The sequence below is a fragment of the Spirosoma sp. KCTC 42546 genome (genome assembly GCF_006965485.1).
Taxonomy (GTDB): Bacteria; Bacteroidota; Bacteroidia; order Cytophagales; family Spirosomataceae; genus Spirosoma.
Genome location: NZ_CP041360.1, coordinates 2676375 through 2694592, shown reverse-complemented (window position 1 = coordinate 2694592; position 18218 = coordinate 2676375). Strand labels below are relative to the sequence as shown.

Genomic DNA, 18218 nt, shown 5'->3' with positions numbered 1-18218 from the left:
ACGATAGATAGCTTCTGCACCTCATTATTCATTATTCATTATTCATTATTCTACATTATTCATTGTCCATTCTTCATTATGCAACCTCCCCGTTTAGCTGACCAACTTCTCCGCTTCTTCTGCGCTCCCCACCGGCTGGAAGAAGTGCAGGGGGATTTACACGAAGAGTTTGCCTGGCAGGTCGAACGCGTTGGCGAATGGCATGCCCGCTGGCGATACTGGCGGGATGTGGTAGGATTTATGAAGCCTCGCTTTGCCGCTAGACCTAAATCAACGTATTCATCTCCTTTACTAAGTTCTGCTATGATCCGAAACTATTTCGCCATCGCCTTTCGCCAGTTATGGAAAAACCAATTGTTCAGTGTCCTGAACATCGTCGGGCTCACGGTGGGCCTGGCCGTTAGTACGTTCATAGCCCTCTACGTCTGGCACGAATTTCATTACGACCGTTTCGAACCGTTTGCTGACCGTACCTACCGGATTATATCGGTAGCCAAATACGGCGGGGAGGAACTCACATTTCCCGGCCTGCATGAATCATTTGGTCGTCAGATAAAACGACAGATTCCAGAAGTTGAACAAGTTGTCCGCTGGTCGGATGGGCTGGGCGATGTGGTGTTGCAATCCGACGCAAATCATCGGTTTAAAGAACTCAATATAGGCTATGCCGACGCATCTATTCTACCGGTAATTGGCTTAAAGCTGCTTCAGGGTGATCCAAAAACGGCATTGAGTGAACCAGGCCGTATCGTGTTGACCCGTCAACTGGCCGAGAAATATTTCGGCGATAAAAATCCGATTGGGAAAACGCTGATTTTCGACAAACACTTCCCGCTTACCGTGTCGGCCGTACTGGATAACTTACCGACAAATTCAGTAATTGGGTTTAACGGCCTGGTTTCGTTAAGTTCCATGCCCACACTGGGGGCAAAGCAGCAACAAGTCTGGAAAGCAGGTGGCTTTCTGAGTACGTATGTGGTCTTACGGAAGGGAGCTAGTCCAACCGCCGTCGAGAAAAAGCTTCAACAGGTAAAATCAGATCTACAGTTCGCTGACCTTTCCGCCAAGTATCTCCTCGAAGTATTGCCTTCATTGCACCTGGATAGTCGCAGCGAGCCGAAAGATACCCGTCAATCCTTATATATTCTATTAACCATAGCCCTGGTTATTCTGGCGCTGGCGGTTATTAATTACGTGAGCCTAACTACGGCCCGCGCTACCAAACGGGCCAAAGAAGTAGGAATTCGGAAAGCCATTGGTGGGCAACGGCGCGAACTGATTGGCCAGTTTTTTATCGAATCATTTCTAACTACGACCTTGGCCTTTGGGTTATCGCTGGCGATACTTCAGGTTCTGTTTCCCTGGGCCAATCAAGCGCTCAACCTGCATATGGACAACCGGGTCCTGGGGCAAGGGCCGTATTGGGGCCTCATGCTGACGTTATGGCTGGCTTGTTCATTACTGGCGGGTGCGTATCCGGCACTGCTCCTATCGGGGTTTCGTCCCGCGCTGGTGCTCAAAGGAACAACAAACGTTCGGTTTGGCGGAGCTGGATTGCGGCAGGTGTTCACAGCCATTCAGTTCACCGCCAGTATTGGTTTACTGATTTGTAGTCTGGTACTGTATACCCAAATGCGGTTTCTACGGACCAAGAGCCTTGGCATCAATCGGGAACAGGTTGTAGGCATGTACATCGACAGTGAACTGACTCCCCAATTCACGGCCATTCGCGATGAGGTTCGACAGTGGGCTGGTGTCAACAATGTAGCGACCACAAATACGAAGCTGTTTTCGAATAATATCATGACCTATTTTATGGAAACGGCCAAAGGGAAAAAACAGCTCATGGTCAACGCATTGACTGTTGACAAACCTTTTTTCGACATGATGGGTGTTCGCTGGCAATACCCACCCGTTGGCTGGGGAACGGGCTCCGTTACAAAAGAGCTAACGGTTTATAATCAAACCGTTATGAAAGAAGCAGGTATTAAAGGTAACCCTATTCAGCAACCGGCTCCGTTTAAAAACACCTCTGCCAATGATGGCACGAATGGCGTTGTGGTCGATTTTCACGTCCGAAGCCTGCATGGTCCAGTTTCGCCGATGATGCTGAGCGTCGTGAGTGACACAAGTCGCTCCGTTATGGCCAATGGCGGCTATTTGCTGATTCGGTTACGGCCACAAACCAATGTTCCAGAAGCGCTCGCCCAACTCAAAGCTATCTATGAGCGCAGCCACCCAGCCGCCCCTTTCGACTACTACTTTCTGGATGAAGCATATAATAATCTATACGCCAAAGAAGAACGGTTAGCCCGGTTATTCAACGGGTTTACGGCCCTTACCTTACTGGTGGCTTGCTTAGGCTTGCTGGGCCTGATGACTTTTTCGGTCGAAGCACGAACCAAGGAAATTGGCGTACGCAAAGTACTAGGCGCATCGGTAACCAGCATCGTTACGCTACTATCTAAAGACTTCCTGAAACTGGTGATGATATCCATTCTTGTGGCATCGCCCCTGGCCTGGTGGGCTATGAACAACTGGTTGCAGGATTTCGCCTACAAGGTCGACATTAGCTGGTGGGTGTTTGCCCTGGCTGGTGGTCTGACTATCGGTATTGCCCTACTGACGGTGAGCTTTCAGAGTGTGAAGGCGGCATTAACGAACCCAGTGAAGAGTTTACGGAGTGAATAGGGTGGAGCCGGGAGCGCGGAGCTGGGAAACGCCTAGCCCTGCTCCGCGCTCCCGGCTCCACCCTATTCATCCAACTGTCGGAACAGGATAAACGTAGCGAGTTCGGCAATGAGAAGGTTATAATGCGTTGATGTGATTCCACCAAGTAGGTACGTCAGAAAGACTTCATCGGCCAGGATAAAGGCAGCCCATAAGCCAATTGTGATACCGAACGCAGCCTGTACCGTAACGCTCTGTTTTGGATTCTGCCGAAGCGTTACCCGAAACGCTTTCCAGAAAAGAATCGCCCCAAGTGCCTCCCAGAGAATGACACCCGCAAACATAAAACCAGCTAGCCAGACCGGAGGCTCGTACATAGCTACTACTTTCTGAATCAGCCCGTAATTACCCGAAACGAAATACCAGCCAGACGGAAGTAGCAATAAGGCATTTAGGGCATCGGCGCTGTTACTAACAAGTACAATTGAAAAGTAAAGCGCCCAGAACAGCAACAACCCAACCCTGATTCGTTTGTCCACGGTTTTCATGGTATATCCATCCACTAATGATGGTTGAATATACCATTTATTGAATAACGGTAGATGTAGAGACAAGGCATGCCTTGTCTCTATTACGTCCATACAGTTACACGGCTGCAGTTGGCAGGAAAATCGACTTATCCCGTAAGAAAGCCGCAATCCAGATCAGCACAAGGGGCATGACCGCATTAAACGGAGTACCGTGCGATAGTTCAGTAGCAATAGCGCCCGCAAAGTAGCAGGACAACAAAATGAAACCCAGCTTCATAGTTTTGGGGTAGAGAAAAAGAGCCGCAAAGCCAATTTCCATCAGACCTAATGGAATGGCACTTGACCCTACACCTACTTTAGTAAGCGTGTCAACTATCTCTTTCGATTGGGTTAACTTCATAATACCACTAAGAATGGCCATTCCAGCGGCCAGAACGGTCATAATACTGGTTAGTATACGCATGATTTTGGGATTCATAGGTAGAGTGTTTTTACGATAGCCTTGATTGGCTACGTATTGATGTCACAAACCTACCTAAACCCGCTATCCATTTGTAAGCAGTATCCCAAAGGATAGCGCTATCCTTTGGGATACCGTATGGTCAATTACGTTCTGACTAGTACCTTTAATCTATGAGCACAGCCATTGAAGAAGCCATTCCGGTTACAGGTTTACAGCCAGCCCATTCAAATGCGGCCTGTACGCAAAGTTTGCAGGCCGTACAGGATGCCCTTTACGTGTTAAATGGAAAATGGAAACTACCAATCATCATTGCGCTGCGTGATGGCCCGAAACGATTCCGGGAATTACAGCGCTTGGTAACCGGCATTACAGCCAAAGTGCTGAGCAAAGAACTGAAGGAACTCGAGATGAATGAGTTTGCGATACGGCATGTATACCCCACTATGCCCGTTACGGTTGAGTATGAATTAACCGAATATAGCCATACGCTGGATACCGTTATTGAGGCCTTACGAACATGGGGAGTTCAGCATCGGGAGCGGATTCTCGGCAAAAAATAGATGCATACCTGCTTGAGATATTATCCAGGTATATAACAAGTTCATCCCGTAATCCTGTCTAAAAATGTTTAATTCCTGTCCAGATGCGTACAGAATCTGTCCGTTTTTGGACAAGCCAAACCTAAGCCAAATTAAAAAAAGTGCCATTCCTGAACGGGGTGGCACTTTTTTTAATTTGGCCGAGCATTTGTTATACATATACACAACTAATAGATTCTGATGAAGGGAACGTACTTAGGCGAATTTGAAGAGGTCGTGTTGCTGGCGGTGGCTATTCGGTCGGGAGATGCCTATGGAGCTGCCGTTGTCACGGAGATTGAACAGCAAATGAATCGCTCAGTAAATCTGGGCGCAGTTCATTCGGCGCTAAACCGGCTCGCCGAAAAAGGGCTGGTCACTTCAGAACTCGGGGGGATGACTGCTGAACGTGGCGGACGACGAAAGCGACTTTATTCGGTTACTGCCGCCGGGCGACGGGCGTTGCAGGAGATTCGGCACGTGCGTAATCAAATGTGGGATTCGATTCCAAACACTGTCTGGTCCTGATAAGAATGAATAATGGATAATGTCCAATGCACTAAAATGATCATGACCGCACAATTCCATTTTACATTATTCATCATGCAGTATCCATTATGAAGATAACTCCCTTACTACGCTGGCTCTTCCACCCCGATCTGGTGGAAGAGCTGGAAAGCGATCTGGATGAATTGTTCCAGCAACGAGTCAAATTAATGGGCTTACGAAAAGCCCGCTGGCGATACCTGAAGGATGCGTTGAGTTTAGTACGACCTTCTCTACTAAAATGGAAACCAGTTGTTTACCAATACAATAATTACCCTCAACCAACAAATACGACCATGATACGAAACTATGTCAAAATCGCCTGGCGAAATCTTGTTCGTAATAAAAGTTATTCGGCTATCAATATTGTTGGTTTGTCGGTAGGAATGACTGTAGCCATGCTGATTGGCTTATGGGTTTATGATGAACTCTCGTTCAATTCCTACCATCAAAACCATGACCGAATTGCGCAGGTATTGGAGAATGAGACACTGGAGAACGGGGTTCAAACCTTCAGCTCCCTGCCCATGCCATTGAGCCAGGAACTCCGAACGAAATACCCTAACGACTTTAAGTACGTAGTGGCCTCAACGGCAGGTTTCGAGCAGATCATTGCCTACCAGGATAAGAAATTCACGAAGACGGGGAACTACGCCGAAGCGGAATTTCCGGACTTAATGACGCTAAAAATGATCAAAGGAACGCGCTCGGGCTTAAAAGACCCCAACTCGGTTCTGCTTTCAGAATCGGTAGCCAAGGCACTTTTTGGCGATGCTGATCCGCTTCAGAAAGCCGTTAAAATTGGCAATAAATATACGGTGCAGGTAACGGGGGTCTATGAAGATCTACCCCACAACTCGGCCTTTACCGATGTTACGTTCGTTGCGCCGATAGATCTGCTCTTTGAGAATAAAGAGGACAGGAACAATTGGCGGAGTAGCTCATTCGATATTTTTACGCAACTCAACCCGAACAGTCGTTTCGACGATGTTTCGGTAAAAATTAAAGACCTGTTTCGCAAGAACGCTGAGGACGAGAATAGGACCAGGTCGGCTCTCTTTCTACATCCTATGAATCAATGGCATCTGTATTCAACCTTTGAAAACGGGGTGAATGCCGGTGGGCGCATTCAATTTGTCTGGCTGTTTAGTATTATCGGTGTGTTTGTTCTGTTGCTGGCCTGCATCAATTTCATGAATCTAAGTACGGCCCGCTCTCAGAAACGGGCCAAAGAAGTCGGTATTCGGAAGGCGATTGGCTCGCAGAGAGGCCAGTTGATCGGTCAGTTTTTTAGTGAATCGTTCCTGGTCGTGGCCTTATCATTTGGATTGTCGTTAGCTTTTGTGTGGTTCATTCTGCCCTATTTCAACGAGGTGGCCGACAAGCAACTGGTGATGCACTGGACAGATGCGCGGTTCTGGATCTTCAGTATTGGGTTTAGTTTGTTCACCGGCATCGTAGCGGGCAGTTACCCGGCACTGTATCTCTCTTCGTTTCAACCGATCAAAGTCTTAAAGGGACACGGTCCGTCGCTACGGTTTAATATTGGCCGGTTTGCGTCCATTCCCCGCAAAGTACTGGTCGTTATGCAGTTCACGGTTTCGGTTACGCTGATCATCGGGACGATCATTGTTTTTCGCCAGATTCAATTCGCTAAAAACCGACCGATTGGCTACAGCCGGGAGGGCTTGATTAACATCACGATGAATACGCCCGAAATCCAGGGCAACTACGATGCCGTTCGGAATGAGTTGTTAGCAACGGGCGTTGTGGCCGACATGGGCGAATCGTCGAGTCCGATCACGGGCATTTGGTCATCGGCCAACAATCTGGATTGGCGCGGCAAAGACCCAAACCGGGCTGCCTCGTTCGGCACCATCCTGGTCACGCCCGATTTCGGAAAAGTAGTAGGTTGGAAAATCAAAGAAGGCCGCGAATTCTCCAGGCAGTTCACCAGCGATTCCTCGACTTTCCTGCTGAACGAAGCTGCCGTTAAACTAACCGGATTAAAGAATCCGGTTGGCGAAATCATCAAGTGGCACGGTAAAAACTGGAAAGTGCTTGGGGTCGTAAAAGACATGGTTATGACCTCTCCTTTCGAGCCGGTAACCCCAACTGTTTTTATGATCGATTCCAAAGAACGGGGCTTCAATATTATCCATATCAAGCTGAACCCTACGGTGAGCGTCCGGGAAGCATTGCCAAAGCTGGAAGCCGTTTTCAAAAAAATCAATCCCGCAGCCCCGTTCGAGTATCGGTTTGCTGATCAGGAATACACGAAAAAATTCGCGGCCGAAGAACGCATTGGTACGTTGGCAAGCATTTTCGCCATCCTGGCCATCTTCATTTCCTGTCTGGGACTGTTCGGCTTGTCATCGTTCATGGCCGAACAGCGGATTAAAGAAATTGGCGTGCGTAAAGTACTGGGGGCCACCGTACCAAACATTGTCTCGTTGCTATCAAGGGATTTCTTACTGCTGGTGTTCATTGCTTTCCTTGTTGCGTCGCCCGTAGCCTGGTACACCATGGACAAGTTCCTGCAAGCCTACAAATACCGTATTGCCATCGAATGGTGGGTCTTCGCGCTAACGGGGGCTTTGGCCATAGGCATCGCCTTACTGACGGTGAGTTTCCAAAGCATTAAAGCCGCGTTGATGAATCCAGTTACCTCCCTACGGTCGGAATAGCATGGAGCAGGGGGCGCGGAGCTGGGTTCCCGGCCCCCTGCCCCCTGCTCCACGCACCCTGCTCCCTACTATGAAACACCCACCCCGACCCGTCGGCCCCCGCCTAGCCACCCGCCTGCTGCATCTGTTCTGCGCTCCCCACCGGGTGGATGAGCTGGAAGGGGATTTGGACGAGCTGTTCCAGCAACGAGTCCAGATCATTGGCTTGCGAAAAGCCCGGTGGCGCTATTGGCGGGACGTAGTGAGTTTACTGCGGCCTTCGCTCATGAAAAGAGTACCTGTTGACTACCCGAGACCAACAACTACAACTATGCTACGAAACTATCTGAAAGTCGCTTTCCGGAACCTTACCAAGCATAAGGGATATTCAGCAATCAACATTGCCGGTTTGGCAACCGGCATGGCTGTGGCTATACTTATTGGTCTGTGGGTTGCCAATGAGTTTGCTTACAACCAGAATTACGCCAATTATGATCGTATCGCGAAAGTGATGCAGAATCAGACTTTCGATGATAAAATTGATACCTGGTCAAGTCAGGCGATGCAGTTAGCCCCGGAATTACGAACCAGTTACGGGTCGCATTTTAAATACGTTGTCACAGCCGATTTTCCTGGCGACCACCTATTATCGGTTGGCAATCTGAAAATTACGAAAGTCGGAAATTTCGTAGAGCCCGACATCACCGAGATGCTGACGCTCACCATGCTGAAAGGTACACGGGCTGGCCTTCGAGACCCCTACTCTATTCTGCTTTCCGAATCAGTAGCGAAGTCGCTGTTTGGCGAGGCTGACCCGTTGAACAAACTCATAAACATCGACAAGAAATGGGACGTGAAAGTAACGGGCGTTTATGCCGATTTACCGCCCAACTCCTCGTTTCAGAATTTGACATTTATTGCTCCCTGGGACTTAAAAAAGAAAGATCTACCCGAATGGCTCAGTTGGGGAAATAGCTGGTTCCAGACGTTTGTGCAGCTCGCCGATAATGCCACCATGGAAACGGTGTCGGTAGCTATTAAAGATGCCAAACTGAATAAAGTCCGACACGAAAGCGACGCTCGATTTAAACCTGAACTGTTTCTGCTTCCGATGGCCAACTGGCACTTGCATTCGGAGTTTAAAAATGGGGTAAATACAGGTGGGCAAATTCAGTATGTTAGGTTATTCAGCATTATCGGCCTGTTTGTGTTGCTCCTGGCCTGTATCAATTTCATGAATCTGAGCACCGCCCGAAGCGAGAAACGAGCCAAAGAAGTAGGGGTTCGGAAAGCGATTGGGTCGGTTCGGAGGCAGATTATGCTGCAGTTTTTCAGTGAGTCGCTTCTCCTTGTAAGCATCGCATTTATCTTCGCCATCCTGTTGGTTGTCCTTACGCTGCCTGCCTTCAACGCTATAGCCGACCGGCAAATTGGCATTCCCTGGAACAATCCGCTGTTCTGGATTTCGGTGCTTGGCTTCAACCTATTCACCAGTTTAGTAGCCGGTAGCTATCCTGCCGTTTATCTGTCATCGTTTCAGCCAATAAAAGTTTTAAAAGGAACCTTCCGGGTTGGGCGATTGGCAGTGCTTCCCCGCAAAGTACTGGTGGTCGTTCAGTTCACTGTTTCGATCACACTGATAATCGGTACGCTGATTGTTTTTCAGCAGATTGAATTCGCCAAGAATCGACCTGTGGGGTATAGTCGTAGTAGTTTAGTATCGGTGCCCATAAAAGCCAATACCCTCATTACTCATTTTGCGGCCTTCCGGGATGAGCTGTTAAATACGGGGGTCGTTGAGGAAGTGGCTGCCACGGATTCGCCTATAACCGACACTTACGTGACCAACGGCGGTTTAAGCTGGAAAGGGAAAGCCCCAAACATGGCCGATGAATTTGTGACGTTACGAATCACCCATGAATTCGGAAAAATGATTGGCTGGCAGCTCAAAGAAGGCCGGGATTTCTCCAAAGAATTTGCGACCGATTCCACCGGATTTATTCTGAATGAAGCAGCGGTTGCCTATATGAGGTTAAAAAAGCCAATCGGTGAAATCATCCAATGGAGTGGCGAGCCTTTTAAAGTCATTGGCGTGGTTAAAAACCTGGTGACTCAATCGCCTTATGAGCCGGTTAAACAAACCATTTTCTTTATCAATTACAAACGACTTTCGCTGATAACCTTTAAAATAAATCCAACAAAAAGTGCACCCGAAGCCCTGGCTAAAGTGGAAGCGATCTACAAAAAATACGATCCGGATAATACGTTCGATTTCAAATTCGCCGATCAGGAGTACGCGAAGAAATTCGGTGAAGAAGAACGAGTTGGCAAACTGGCCAGTGTCTTCGCCGTACTCGCCATTTTCATTTCCTGCTTAGGCTTATTTGGGCTGGCGTCATTCGTGATGGAGCAACGAACCAAAGAAATTGGCATCCGAAAAGTAATGGGTGCTTCCGTATCCAATTTGTGGCAGTTGCTTTCCAAAGACTTCGTACTGCTGGTCGTTATTTCGCTTTTGATTGCGATTCCGGCAACCTGGTATTTCATGCAGGATTGGGTTCAGCGATACACCTATCATACCGAAATCTCGTGGTGGATTTTTGCCGTCTCAGGAGCAGGTGCCTTGCTGATCACTTTATTGACAGTCAGTTTCCAAAGCATCAAAGCCGCGTTGATGAATCCAGTTACCTCCCTACGGTCAGAATAGCATGGAGCCGGGAGCGCGGAGCCAGGAAACACCCAGCCCTGCTCCTTGCCCCATGCTCCACGCAAAAAAACTATGAAACAACACCCGCCCCGCCTAGCCACCCGCCTGCTGCATCTGTTCTGTGCTCCCCATCGAGTGGATGAGCTGGAAGGGGATTTGGATGAGTTGTTCCAGCAACGAGTCCAGATCATTGGCTTGCGAAAAGCCCGGTGGCGCTATTGGCGGGATGTAGTGAGTTTACTGCGGCCGTCGCTCATGAAACAACAAGAAACTAGTGACTACAATCAACCGGAATACCGGACCACTTATTCATTGAGCCCTGTTATGATACGCAATTATGTAAAAATCGCCTGGCGGAACCTCACCCGCAACAAAGCTTTTTCAATTATCAACGTAGCCGGACTAGCCCTGGGAATGGCATGCAGCCTTCTTATACTTCTCTGGGTACAGGATGAACGGCATGTAGATAGTTTTCATGCCAATGGACAGCATTTGTACCAGGTATATGAGCGTCAATATTTCGACGGGAAAGTATACGCCAGCTATTTTACACAGGGTGTACTGGCCGACGAACTCAAACGGAGCATTCCTGACGTGCAGTACGCCAGCAGTTTAGAGTGGCCCGTGAGTACCACGTTTGAAGCGGGGAGTAAAATCAATAAACTTAGTGGAACGTTTGCCGGGGCGGATTTTTTCAGGATGTTCAGTTATCCTTTTTTGAGGGGAACACCGGAAACAGCCCTCAGCCAGCCAGCTGGCATTGCCATCTCGCGCAAAATGGCCGAACAGTTTTTTGGCAGTCCCGACAAAGCCATTGGTAAATCGATTCGATATGAAAACAAAGAGGATCTACAGATAACGGCTGTTTTCGAAAACTTACCGGTCAATTCATCGGTGCAATTTGACTTCCTCAGACCCTGGACCGATTTCATAAAAGAAAACGACTGGGCTAAAACCTGGGGCAGTACCGACCCCGTCACCTATGTACAACTACGCCCCGACGGTGCTGGTCGCCCAGCCGATGCCCTCCGGGTTGAAGCGAAAATCAAGGATTTCATTTATAAATACGTACCCAAAAATAAGGGATTCCTGGTTGAGTTGGGTCTTCAGCCCTACTCGGAGAAATACCTTCATTCTAACTTCAAAAATGGTCAGTTGGATGGTGGTCGTATTGACTATGTTCGGCTGTTTAGCATCGTAGCCGTTTTCATTCTGCTGATTGCCTGTATCAATTTCATGAATCTGGCTACTGCCCGTTCGGCCAAACGAGCGAAAGAAGTGGGCGTTCGTAAAGTAGTTGGCGCGGCTCGGTTGGCACTGATGGGGCAATTTATAGGTGAGGCTATGCTGCTTACAACGATCTCGATGAGTATTGCATTACTACTGGTAGCGCTACTATTACCAGCTTTTAATACACTCACAGGTAAGCTGTTAACTATTCCGTACAATGAACCCATCTACTGGGCAATCTTGCTGGGTTTATTAGTGCTCACCAGCTTTGTAGCAGGTAGTTACCCTGCGTTATTTCTTTCTTCACTTAACCCAATTCGAGTACTCAAAAGCAGTATCCGATTCAGTTCAGGAACAACGTTTTTCCGTCAGGGCCTGGTTGTGTTTCAGTTTGGTTTATCCGTACTACTCATCGTTGGCACAATTGTGATCTATAGGCAGATGAACTATATGCAGACAAAAAACCTGGGCTACAATCGTGAAAATCTGATTTACATACCCATTGAAGGGGATTTAGCTCAGAAATATGACCTTTTTAAAGAGGAAGCTGACAGGACAACAGGTGTTCTGGCGGTGTCTCGTATGCGGGAATCGCCTACGGGAATTGGTCATCATGTCGATGATATTAGTTGGTCGGGTAAAGATCCTAATCTGAGAACGGCCTTTGCGAATACAGTTGTTGGCTATGACTTTGTTAAGACGTTAAACCTGCAACTGAAGGAGGGCCGTGACTTTTCGAGCAACTTCGGCACAGATTCACTGAGTTTCCTGATTAACGAGACGGCATTGGCCAAAATCGGTTACCAACATCCAATTGGTAAACCGCTGGATTGGGGAGGATATCATGGCAAAATTATTGGAGTTCTTAAGGATTTTCATTTCAACTCCATGCGGCAAGCTATTGAGCCACTCATTATTCGCCTTGAAAAGCAATCCCGATGGGGCACCATTCTTGTTCGCGCAGAATCCAGTAAAGTCAAAGAAGTTATTTCCAATCTGGAGAAACTCAGTAAAGAACTAAACCCTAAAACACCTTTCACCTACCAGTTTTCGGACCAGGAATACGCTAATTTATACAGAAGTGAGCTGGTTGTCAGCCAGCTTACTAATTCCTTTGCACTCCTGGCCATCTTCATTTCCTGCCTGGGCCTGTTTGGGCTGGCTACGTTCACTGCAGAACAGCGTACGAAAGAAATTGGCGTTCGTAAAGTACTGGGAGCTTCGGTCACGAGTGTCGTTGCGTTGCTTTCGACAGACTTCCTGAAACTAGTACTTCTGGCAATTCTCCTGGCCTCTCCTATTGCCTGGTGGGCCATGACTAATTGGCTGGAGGGCTATATGTATAAGATCGACATTGAATGGTGGATGTTTGCCCTGGCAGGTTTATTAGCCATTGTTATTGCTTTGCTTACGATAAGCTTCCAGAGTATCAAAGCCGCGTTGATGAACCCCGTACGCTCCCTAAGGTCGGAGTAAATGGCAAATGAAAAATGGATAATGTACAATGGATAATGCCCCTAACGTGACCAAGACTGCCCAAATTCATTTTTCATTATCCATTGTACATTATTCATTATGAACCCACCCCGCCTAGCCACCCGCCTGCTGCACCTGTTCTGCGCTCCCCACCGGGTGGATGAGCTGGAAGGGGATTTAGATGAGCTTTTCCAGCAACGGATTGAACAGGTTGGCTTGCGAAAAGCCCGCTGGCGCTATATGAAGGACGTGTTGAGTTTAATGCGCCCTTCGCTACTGAAACGTGAACGTACAAATGCATATCCCAACCCAGCTATTACAACCATGCTACGCAATTATCTGACAGTCGCTTTTCGGAATCTGGTGAAGAACCGGGTCTATTCCTTCATCAACATTTTTGGTCTGGCATCGGGCATGGCCGTAGCGATGCTGATCGGGCTTTGGATTTATGACGAACTCTCGTTCGACAGACAGTTTAAAAACGCTGACCGACTGGCTAAACTCTGGCAATTTGTGAAGTTTGAGGAAGAGAAAGCGTCCTATGATGTGCTACCGATTCCGCTGGCGCAGGAATTGCGGAGCAAGTATCCTGATTTCGAGTCGGTTGGCATATCTGTCACACGGAATGTGATTCTGGCTGTTGGCGACAAGAAACTTATGAAATTAGGCAATTATGTCGAGCCTGATTTTATCAATATGCTGTCGCTGCCTATCCTGTCAGGCACGCGGTTTGGGATCAATGATGTCAATTCGATTCTCCTGTCTGAATCACTCGCCAAGGCGATGTTCGGAACCGAGAATCCGCTCAATAAGCTGATCAAACTGGACAATAAACAGACGGTGAACGTAGCGGGCGTTTACAAAGATTTCCCGGCCAATAATACGTTCAACGACGTAACGTTTCTGGTACCCTGGAAATTTTTTTCGGCTAACGACGAAAGCGCCAAACGCGACCAGGATCAATGGGATTCCAATTCGTACCAGATTTTCGCCCAACTCAAACCGGGTGCCGACTTCGATCAGGTATCGGCTAAAATCAGGGATATCCGAATGAAGCGGGATAATCCGCCGGGCTACAAACCTGAGTTTTTTCTCCATCCCCTGAGCAAATGGCATTTGTATTCGGATTTTAAAGACGGCGTTAATACGGGTGGCCTGATTACGTTTGTCTGGCTGTTTGGCATCATCGGCACGATTGTGCTGCTATTGGCCTGCATCAATTTTATGAATTTGAGTACGGCACGTTCAGAAAAACGAGCTAAAGAGGTCGGCATTCGAAAAGCAATTGGTTCCGTTCGGAGTCAGTTGATTACGCAGTTTTTTAGTGAATCGCTCCTGCTGGCATTGCTGGCTTTTGTCCTGTCGATTCTGTTTGTGCAGCTTGCCTTGCCTTTTTTCAATCAGGTGGCCGAAAAAAAGATGGTAATTCTGTGGGCGAATCCGCTGTTCTGGTTCGCTGGACTGGGTTTCAGTTTGCTGACCGGGTTGATTGCGGGAAGTTATCCAGCGCTGTATTTATCCTCGTTCCAGCCCATCAAAGTCCTCAAGGGTATTATGCGAACCAATCGTTCAGCTACAATTCCACGTCGGGTGCTGGTCGGTTTTCAGTTTACCGTTTCCGTTACGCTCATTATCGGCACCGTCATCGTATTCCGGCAGATCGAACACGCCAAAGACCGGCCAGTGGGTTATAGCCGTACTGGGTTGATTGAAATTGGGATGAATGCGCCTGAGCTGTCCGGTCATTACACGGCCTTACGGAATGACCTGATCAATACAGGAGCCGTGGCCGGTATGGCGGAATCGTCAGGTTCAATAACAAGCCAGAGTGGTGGTACAACCAATATTTCATGGAAGGGCAAAAAGGACGACAGTAAACCCCTGGTCATGTCGAATTACATAACGCACGATTATGGCAAAACGGTTGGCTGGCAGGTAAAGGAAGGCCGGGATTTCTCCAGGGATTTTACGACGGACAGCTCTTCGATGATTTTAAATGAAGCAGCGGTAAAACTAATGGGCCTCAAGCGTCCAATTGGTGAAATTATTGGGCAAAGCGGTCGCGAATACAAGGTCGTTGGTGTTATTAAAGACATGGTAAAAGAAGATCCGTTTAAGCCAGTCAGTCCGTCTTTTTTTGCGGTCAACTACCGGAATGTCAATACCATTACCCTACGACTTGCGCCCCAATTATCGGCCCATGAAGCGTTGTCGAAAGTAGAGCAGGTATTCAAAAGTTACAGCCCTGATTCACCCTTCAATTACAAATTCGTGGATGATCAGTTCTCCAAAAAATTCGGAACTGAAGAACGAATCGGTAGACTGGCGGGTGGATTTTCGGGCTTAGCCGTTTTGATTAGTTGCCTGGGGCTGTTTGGATTAGCCTCGTTCATGGCCGAACAGCGGACCAAAGAAATCGGAATTCGGAAAGTGCTGGGCGCATCGGTATTCAATGTCTGGCGGTTGCTCTCCAAAGAGTTTGTGATTCTGGTCCTGATTGCGTTCTGTCTGGCCGCTCCCATTGCCTATTATGTACTATCCAACTGGCTCCAGAACTATCAATACCGCACCGAACTGTCCTGGTGGATTTTTGCCGCATCGGGCGCAGGTGCTGTTGTTGTTACCTTACTCACAATCAGCTTTCAAAGCATCAAAGCCGCGTTAATGAACCCGGTCAAATCGTTACGGAGTGAGTAGTACCGACCGTCGACACTACAGCTTATGACCCCGCCCCACTTCGCCAGATACCTGCTGCACCTGTTCTGTGCGCCCCACCGGGTGGATGAGCTGGAAGGGGATTTGGATGAACTGTTCCAGGAACGCATCGACCAGATTGGCCTGCGAAAAGCCCGCTGGCGCTATGTGAAGAATGTGATCAGTCTGATGCGCCCTTCTTTAATGAAACGAGAATCCAGGATTCAATACCCAAATCCAGCGTTAACAACCATGCTACGCAACTATCTAAAAATTGCTTTTCGGAATCTGGCCAAGAATCGGGTCAATTCATTCATTAACATTGGTGGCCTTGCTATTGGGATGGCCGTAGCCATACTGATTGGCTTATGGGTTTATGATGAACTGTCGTTCAATCAATATCACCAAAATTACGGGCGAATTGCGCGGGTGATGCAACATCAAACGATTCGCGGTGAAACGAGTACCCGAGAGAATAACCCTATTCCACTAGGAACGATGTTGCGTACCAATTTCAAAGACGATTTCACTTATGTAGTGATGTCCACGCAAACACAAAACTACATTGTTGCTTCTGAAAGTAAAGTTTTTACCCAAAAAGGGCGCTATATGCAGGTAGAAGCACCTGAATTGCTTTCGCTACGTATGAACTACGGAAGTAAAAATGGATTGCAAGAGCTAAACTCGATTCTGCTGTCACAAACGTTGGCTAATGTGCTTTTTGGCAAAGCTGATCCTATGGGTAAACTGGTGAAATTAGATAATAAACTGCTGGTGAAAGTAACAGGCGTCTACCAGGATTTTCCCAATAACTCTGAGTTCAAAGCCGTGACCTTTATAGCTCCCTGGGATTTGATGCTCTCGATGGATGATTATCTCAGAGACCACAAAGACGATTGGAACAATAATTTCCTGCACATCTATACGCAACTAGCTCCGCATGCAACATTTGAGGGTGTTTCTGCAAAAATAAAAGACCTGAAACTCGCTCATGTTGACAAAGAATATGCTGAACGTAAACCGGCACTGTTTCTCCAACCGATGCACAATTGGCATTTGTATTCAACCTATAAAAATGGCGTTATAGCCACCAGTGAGGAGTTACGGTATGTTTGGATTTATAGCATCATAGGCGTATTCGTGCTGGTATTAGCCTGCATCAATTTTATGAATTTGAACACCGCCCGTAGCGAAAAACGGGCGAAAGAGGTTGGGATTCGGAAAGCAGTTGGCTCGATGCGTAGTCAATTAATCAACCAGTTTTTTGCGGAATCATTACTCACAGTGGCCTTTGCCTTTGCTGCGGCCTTGTTACTGGTTCAACTAGCCCTACCCTGGTTCAACCATGTGGCCGATAAACAGATAGCTATCCTATGGAGCAATCCGTTTTTTTGGGAAATTTCACTTGTTTTTGTTGTTATAACCGGTCTATTTTCAGGCAGTTATCCAGCGCTTTATCTATCCTCTTTTAAGCCAATCAGCATATTAAAAGGAACTATCCTGCCCGGTCGTCTGGCTTCAATGCCGAGAAAAGTGCTGGTAGTCGTCCAATTTTCTGTATCAACCACTCTCATTATTGGGGCAATCATTGTGTATCGGCAAATTCAATATGCCAGAGACCGTCCCGTTGGCTATTCCCGCGAAAATTTGATCGTATTCCGGAAAAGCACGCCCGATTTTGAGGGCAAATCAGACCTATTAAAAACAGAGTTCCTAAAAACCGGGGTAGTAACCGAAATGGCCGAATCGTCAAGCCGGGTAACCGACATTAGTGCTATGAATGGCGGCTTTGACTGGGAAGGAAGAGATCCAGGTTTCGAAACCAATTTTGGTACGTTGGGCGTCAGCCATGACTACGGAAAAACCATTGGGTGGCAGTTTGTAGTGGGTCGGGATTTCTCGAAAGAATTTGCGACTGATTCGGCCGGCTTTATCCTGAACGAAGCTGCCGTAAAGGAAATGGGGTTAAAAAATCCAATTGGGGAAACCATCAACTGGGATACAGAATTTAATGCCGGTAGTAATTTTAAGGTGATTGGCGTCGTCAAAGATATGGTGATGCAATCGCCCTTTGAGCCCATAAAACCAACCATTTTCTTCCTACAAGGCTATAAAGGATACATTTTTGCCAAAATAAAGCCGACTGTAAGCACGCATGAAGCTCTAGCAACACTGGAAACGACTTTCAAGAAAATAATTCCCAACGCTCCATTTGATTACAAATTTGTGGATGACGAGTATTCCAAAAAATTTGCGACCGAAGAGCGGATTGGCAAACTGGCTTCCTTTTTTGCCGTACTCGCCATTTTCATTTCCTGTTTGGGTCTATTTGGCCTGGCCTCGTTCGTAGCCGAGCAACGTACCAAAGAAATTGGGGTTCGTAAAGTGTTGGGCGCATCCGTATTCAGCTTGTGGGGTTTACTCTCCAAAGACTTTGTGTTATTGGTTATTATTTCTCTGGGCATTGCCACCCCCATTGCCTACTATTTCCTGAGCAACTGGCTCCGGAATTATGCGTACCGAACGGAGCTATCGTGGTGGATTTTTGCAGCCTCCGGCGCGGGCGCGTTGATTATCACCCTACTGACGGTCAGTTTTCAAAGTGTGAAGGCGGCTTTAATGAATCCGGTGAAAAGTTTACGAAGTGAATAAAGAACA

At 47.6% G+C, this 18218-nt stretch carries 10 protein-coding genes; 8 read left to right on the top strand and 2 right to left on the bottom strand.

Annotation, left to right across the window (positions count from 1 at the left end; translation table 11 throughout):
- Nucleotides 1–78: 78 nt before the first annotated feature.
- Nucleotides 79–2691, top strand: a complete 2613-nt coding sequence (locus EXU85_RS10785) for a permease prefix domain 2-containing transporter (protein WP_142772093.1) — start codon at nucleotides 79–81, stop codon at nucleotides 2689–2691.
- 62 nt (nucleotides 2692–2753) lie between these two features.
- Here the strand turns inward: EXU85_RS10785 and EXU85_RS10780 are convergent, their stop codons facing one another.
- Together EXU85_RS10780 and EXU85_RS10775 are read right to left on the bottom strand one after the other, a co-directional pair.
- On the bottom strand, nucleotides 2754–3218 hold the full coding sequence (locus EXU85_RS10780; protein WP_142772092.1) for a hypothetical protein: 465 nt from the start codon (nucleotides 3216–3218) through the stop codon (nucleotides 2754–2756).
- 97 nt (nucleotides 3219–3315) lie between these two features.
- On the bottom strand, nucleotides 3316–3678 hold the full coding sequence (locus EXU85_RS10775) for a DoxX family protein (RefSeq protein WP_142772091.1): 363 nt from the start codon (nucleotides 3676–3678) through the stop codon (nucleotides 3316–3318).
- 155 nt (nucleotides 3679–3833) lie between these two features.
- Between EXU85_RS10775 and EXU85_RS10770 the strand changes: the two genes are divergently transcribed.
- The 7 genes from EXU85_RS10770 to EXU85_RS10740 all read left to right on the top strand — a co-directional run bounded on the left by EXU85_RS10770 (nucleotide 3834) and on the right by EXU85_RS10740 (nucleotide 18212).
- Entirely contained in the window at nucleotides 3834–4223 is a 390-nt protein-coding gene (locus EXU85_RS10770; RefSeq protein ID WP_142772090.1) for a helix-turn-helix domain-containing protein, read from the top strand.
- A gap of 219 nt (nucleotides 4224–4442) precedes the next feature.
- Complete coding sequence (locus tag EXU85_RS10765) at nucleotides 4443–4769, top strand: PadR family transcriptional regulator (RefSeq protein WP_142772089.1); 327 nt, start codon at nucleotides 4443–4445, stop codon at nucleotides 4767–4769.
- 89 nt (nucleotides 4770–4858) lie between these two features.
- On the top strand, nucleotides 4859–7474 hold the full coding sequence (locus tag EXU85_RS10760) for an ABC transporter permease (protein WP_142772088.1): 2616 nt from the start codon (nucleotides 4859–4861) through the stop codon (nucleotides 7472–7474).
- 70 nt (nucleotides 7475–7544) lie between these two features.
- Entirely contained in the window at nucleotides 7545–10160 is a 2616-nt protein-coding gene (locus tag EXU85_RS10755; protein ID WP_142772087.1) for an ABC transporter permease, read from the top strand.
- A 72-nt stretch (nucleotides 10161–10232) separates the two neighbouring features.
- Nucleotides 10233–12866 (top strand): ABC transporter permease, encoded by a 2634-nt coding sequence (locus EXU85_RS10750; protein WP_246859504.1) that lies wholly within the window; start codon nucleotides 10233–10235, stop codon nucleotides 12864–12866.
- 99 nt (nucleotides 12867–12965) lie between these two features.
- The gene (locus EXU85_RS10745) at nucleotides 12966–15563 is read left to right on the top strand and encodes an ABC transporter permease (RefSeq protein ID WP_142772086.1); all 2598 of its coding nucleotides are present in this window, start codon (nucleotides 12966–12968) and stop codon (nucleotides 15561–15563) included.
- A gap of 24 nt (nucleotides 15564–15587) precedes the next feature.
- Nucleotides 15588–18212 carry an ABC transporter permease gene (locus tag EXU85_RS10740; RefSeq protein ID WP_142772085.1) on the top strand — a complete coding sequence of 875 codons (2625 nt, stop codon included), beginning with the start codon at nucleotides 15588–15590 and terminating at the stop codon, nucleotides 18210–18212.
- Nucleotides 18213–18218: the final 6 nt, after the last annotated feature.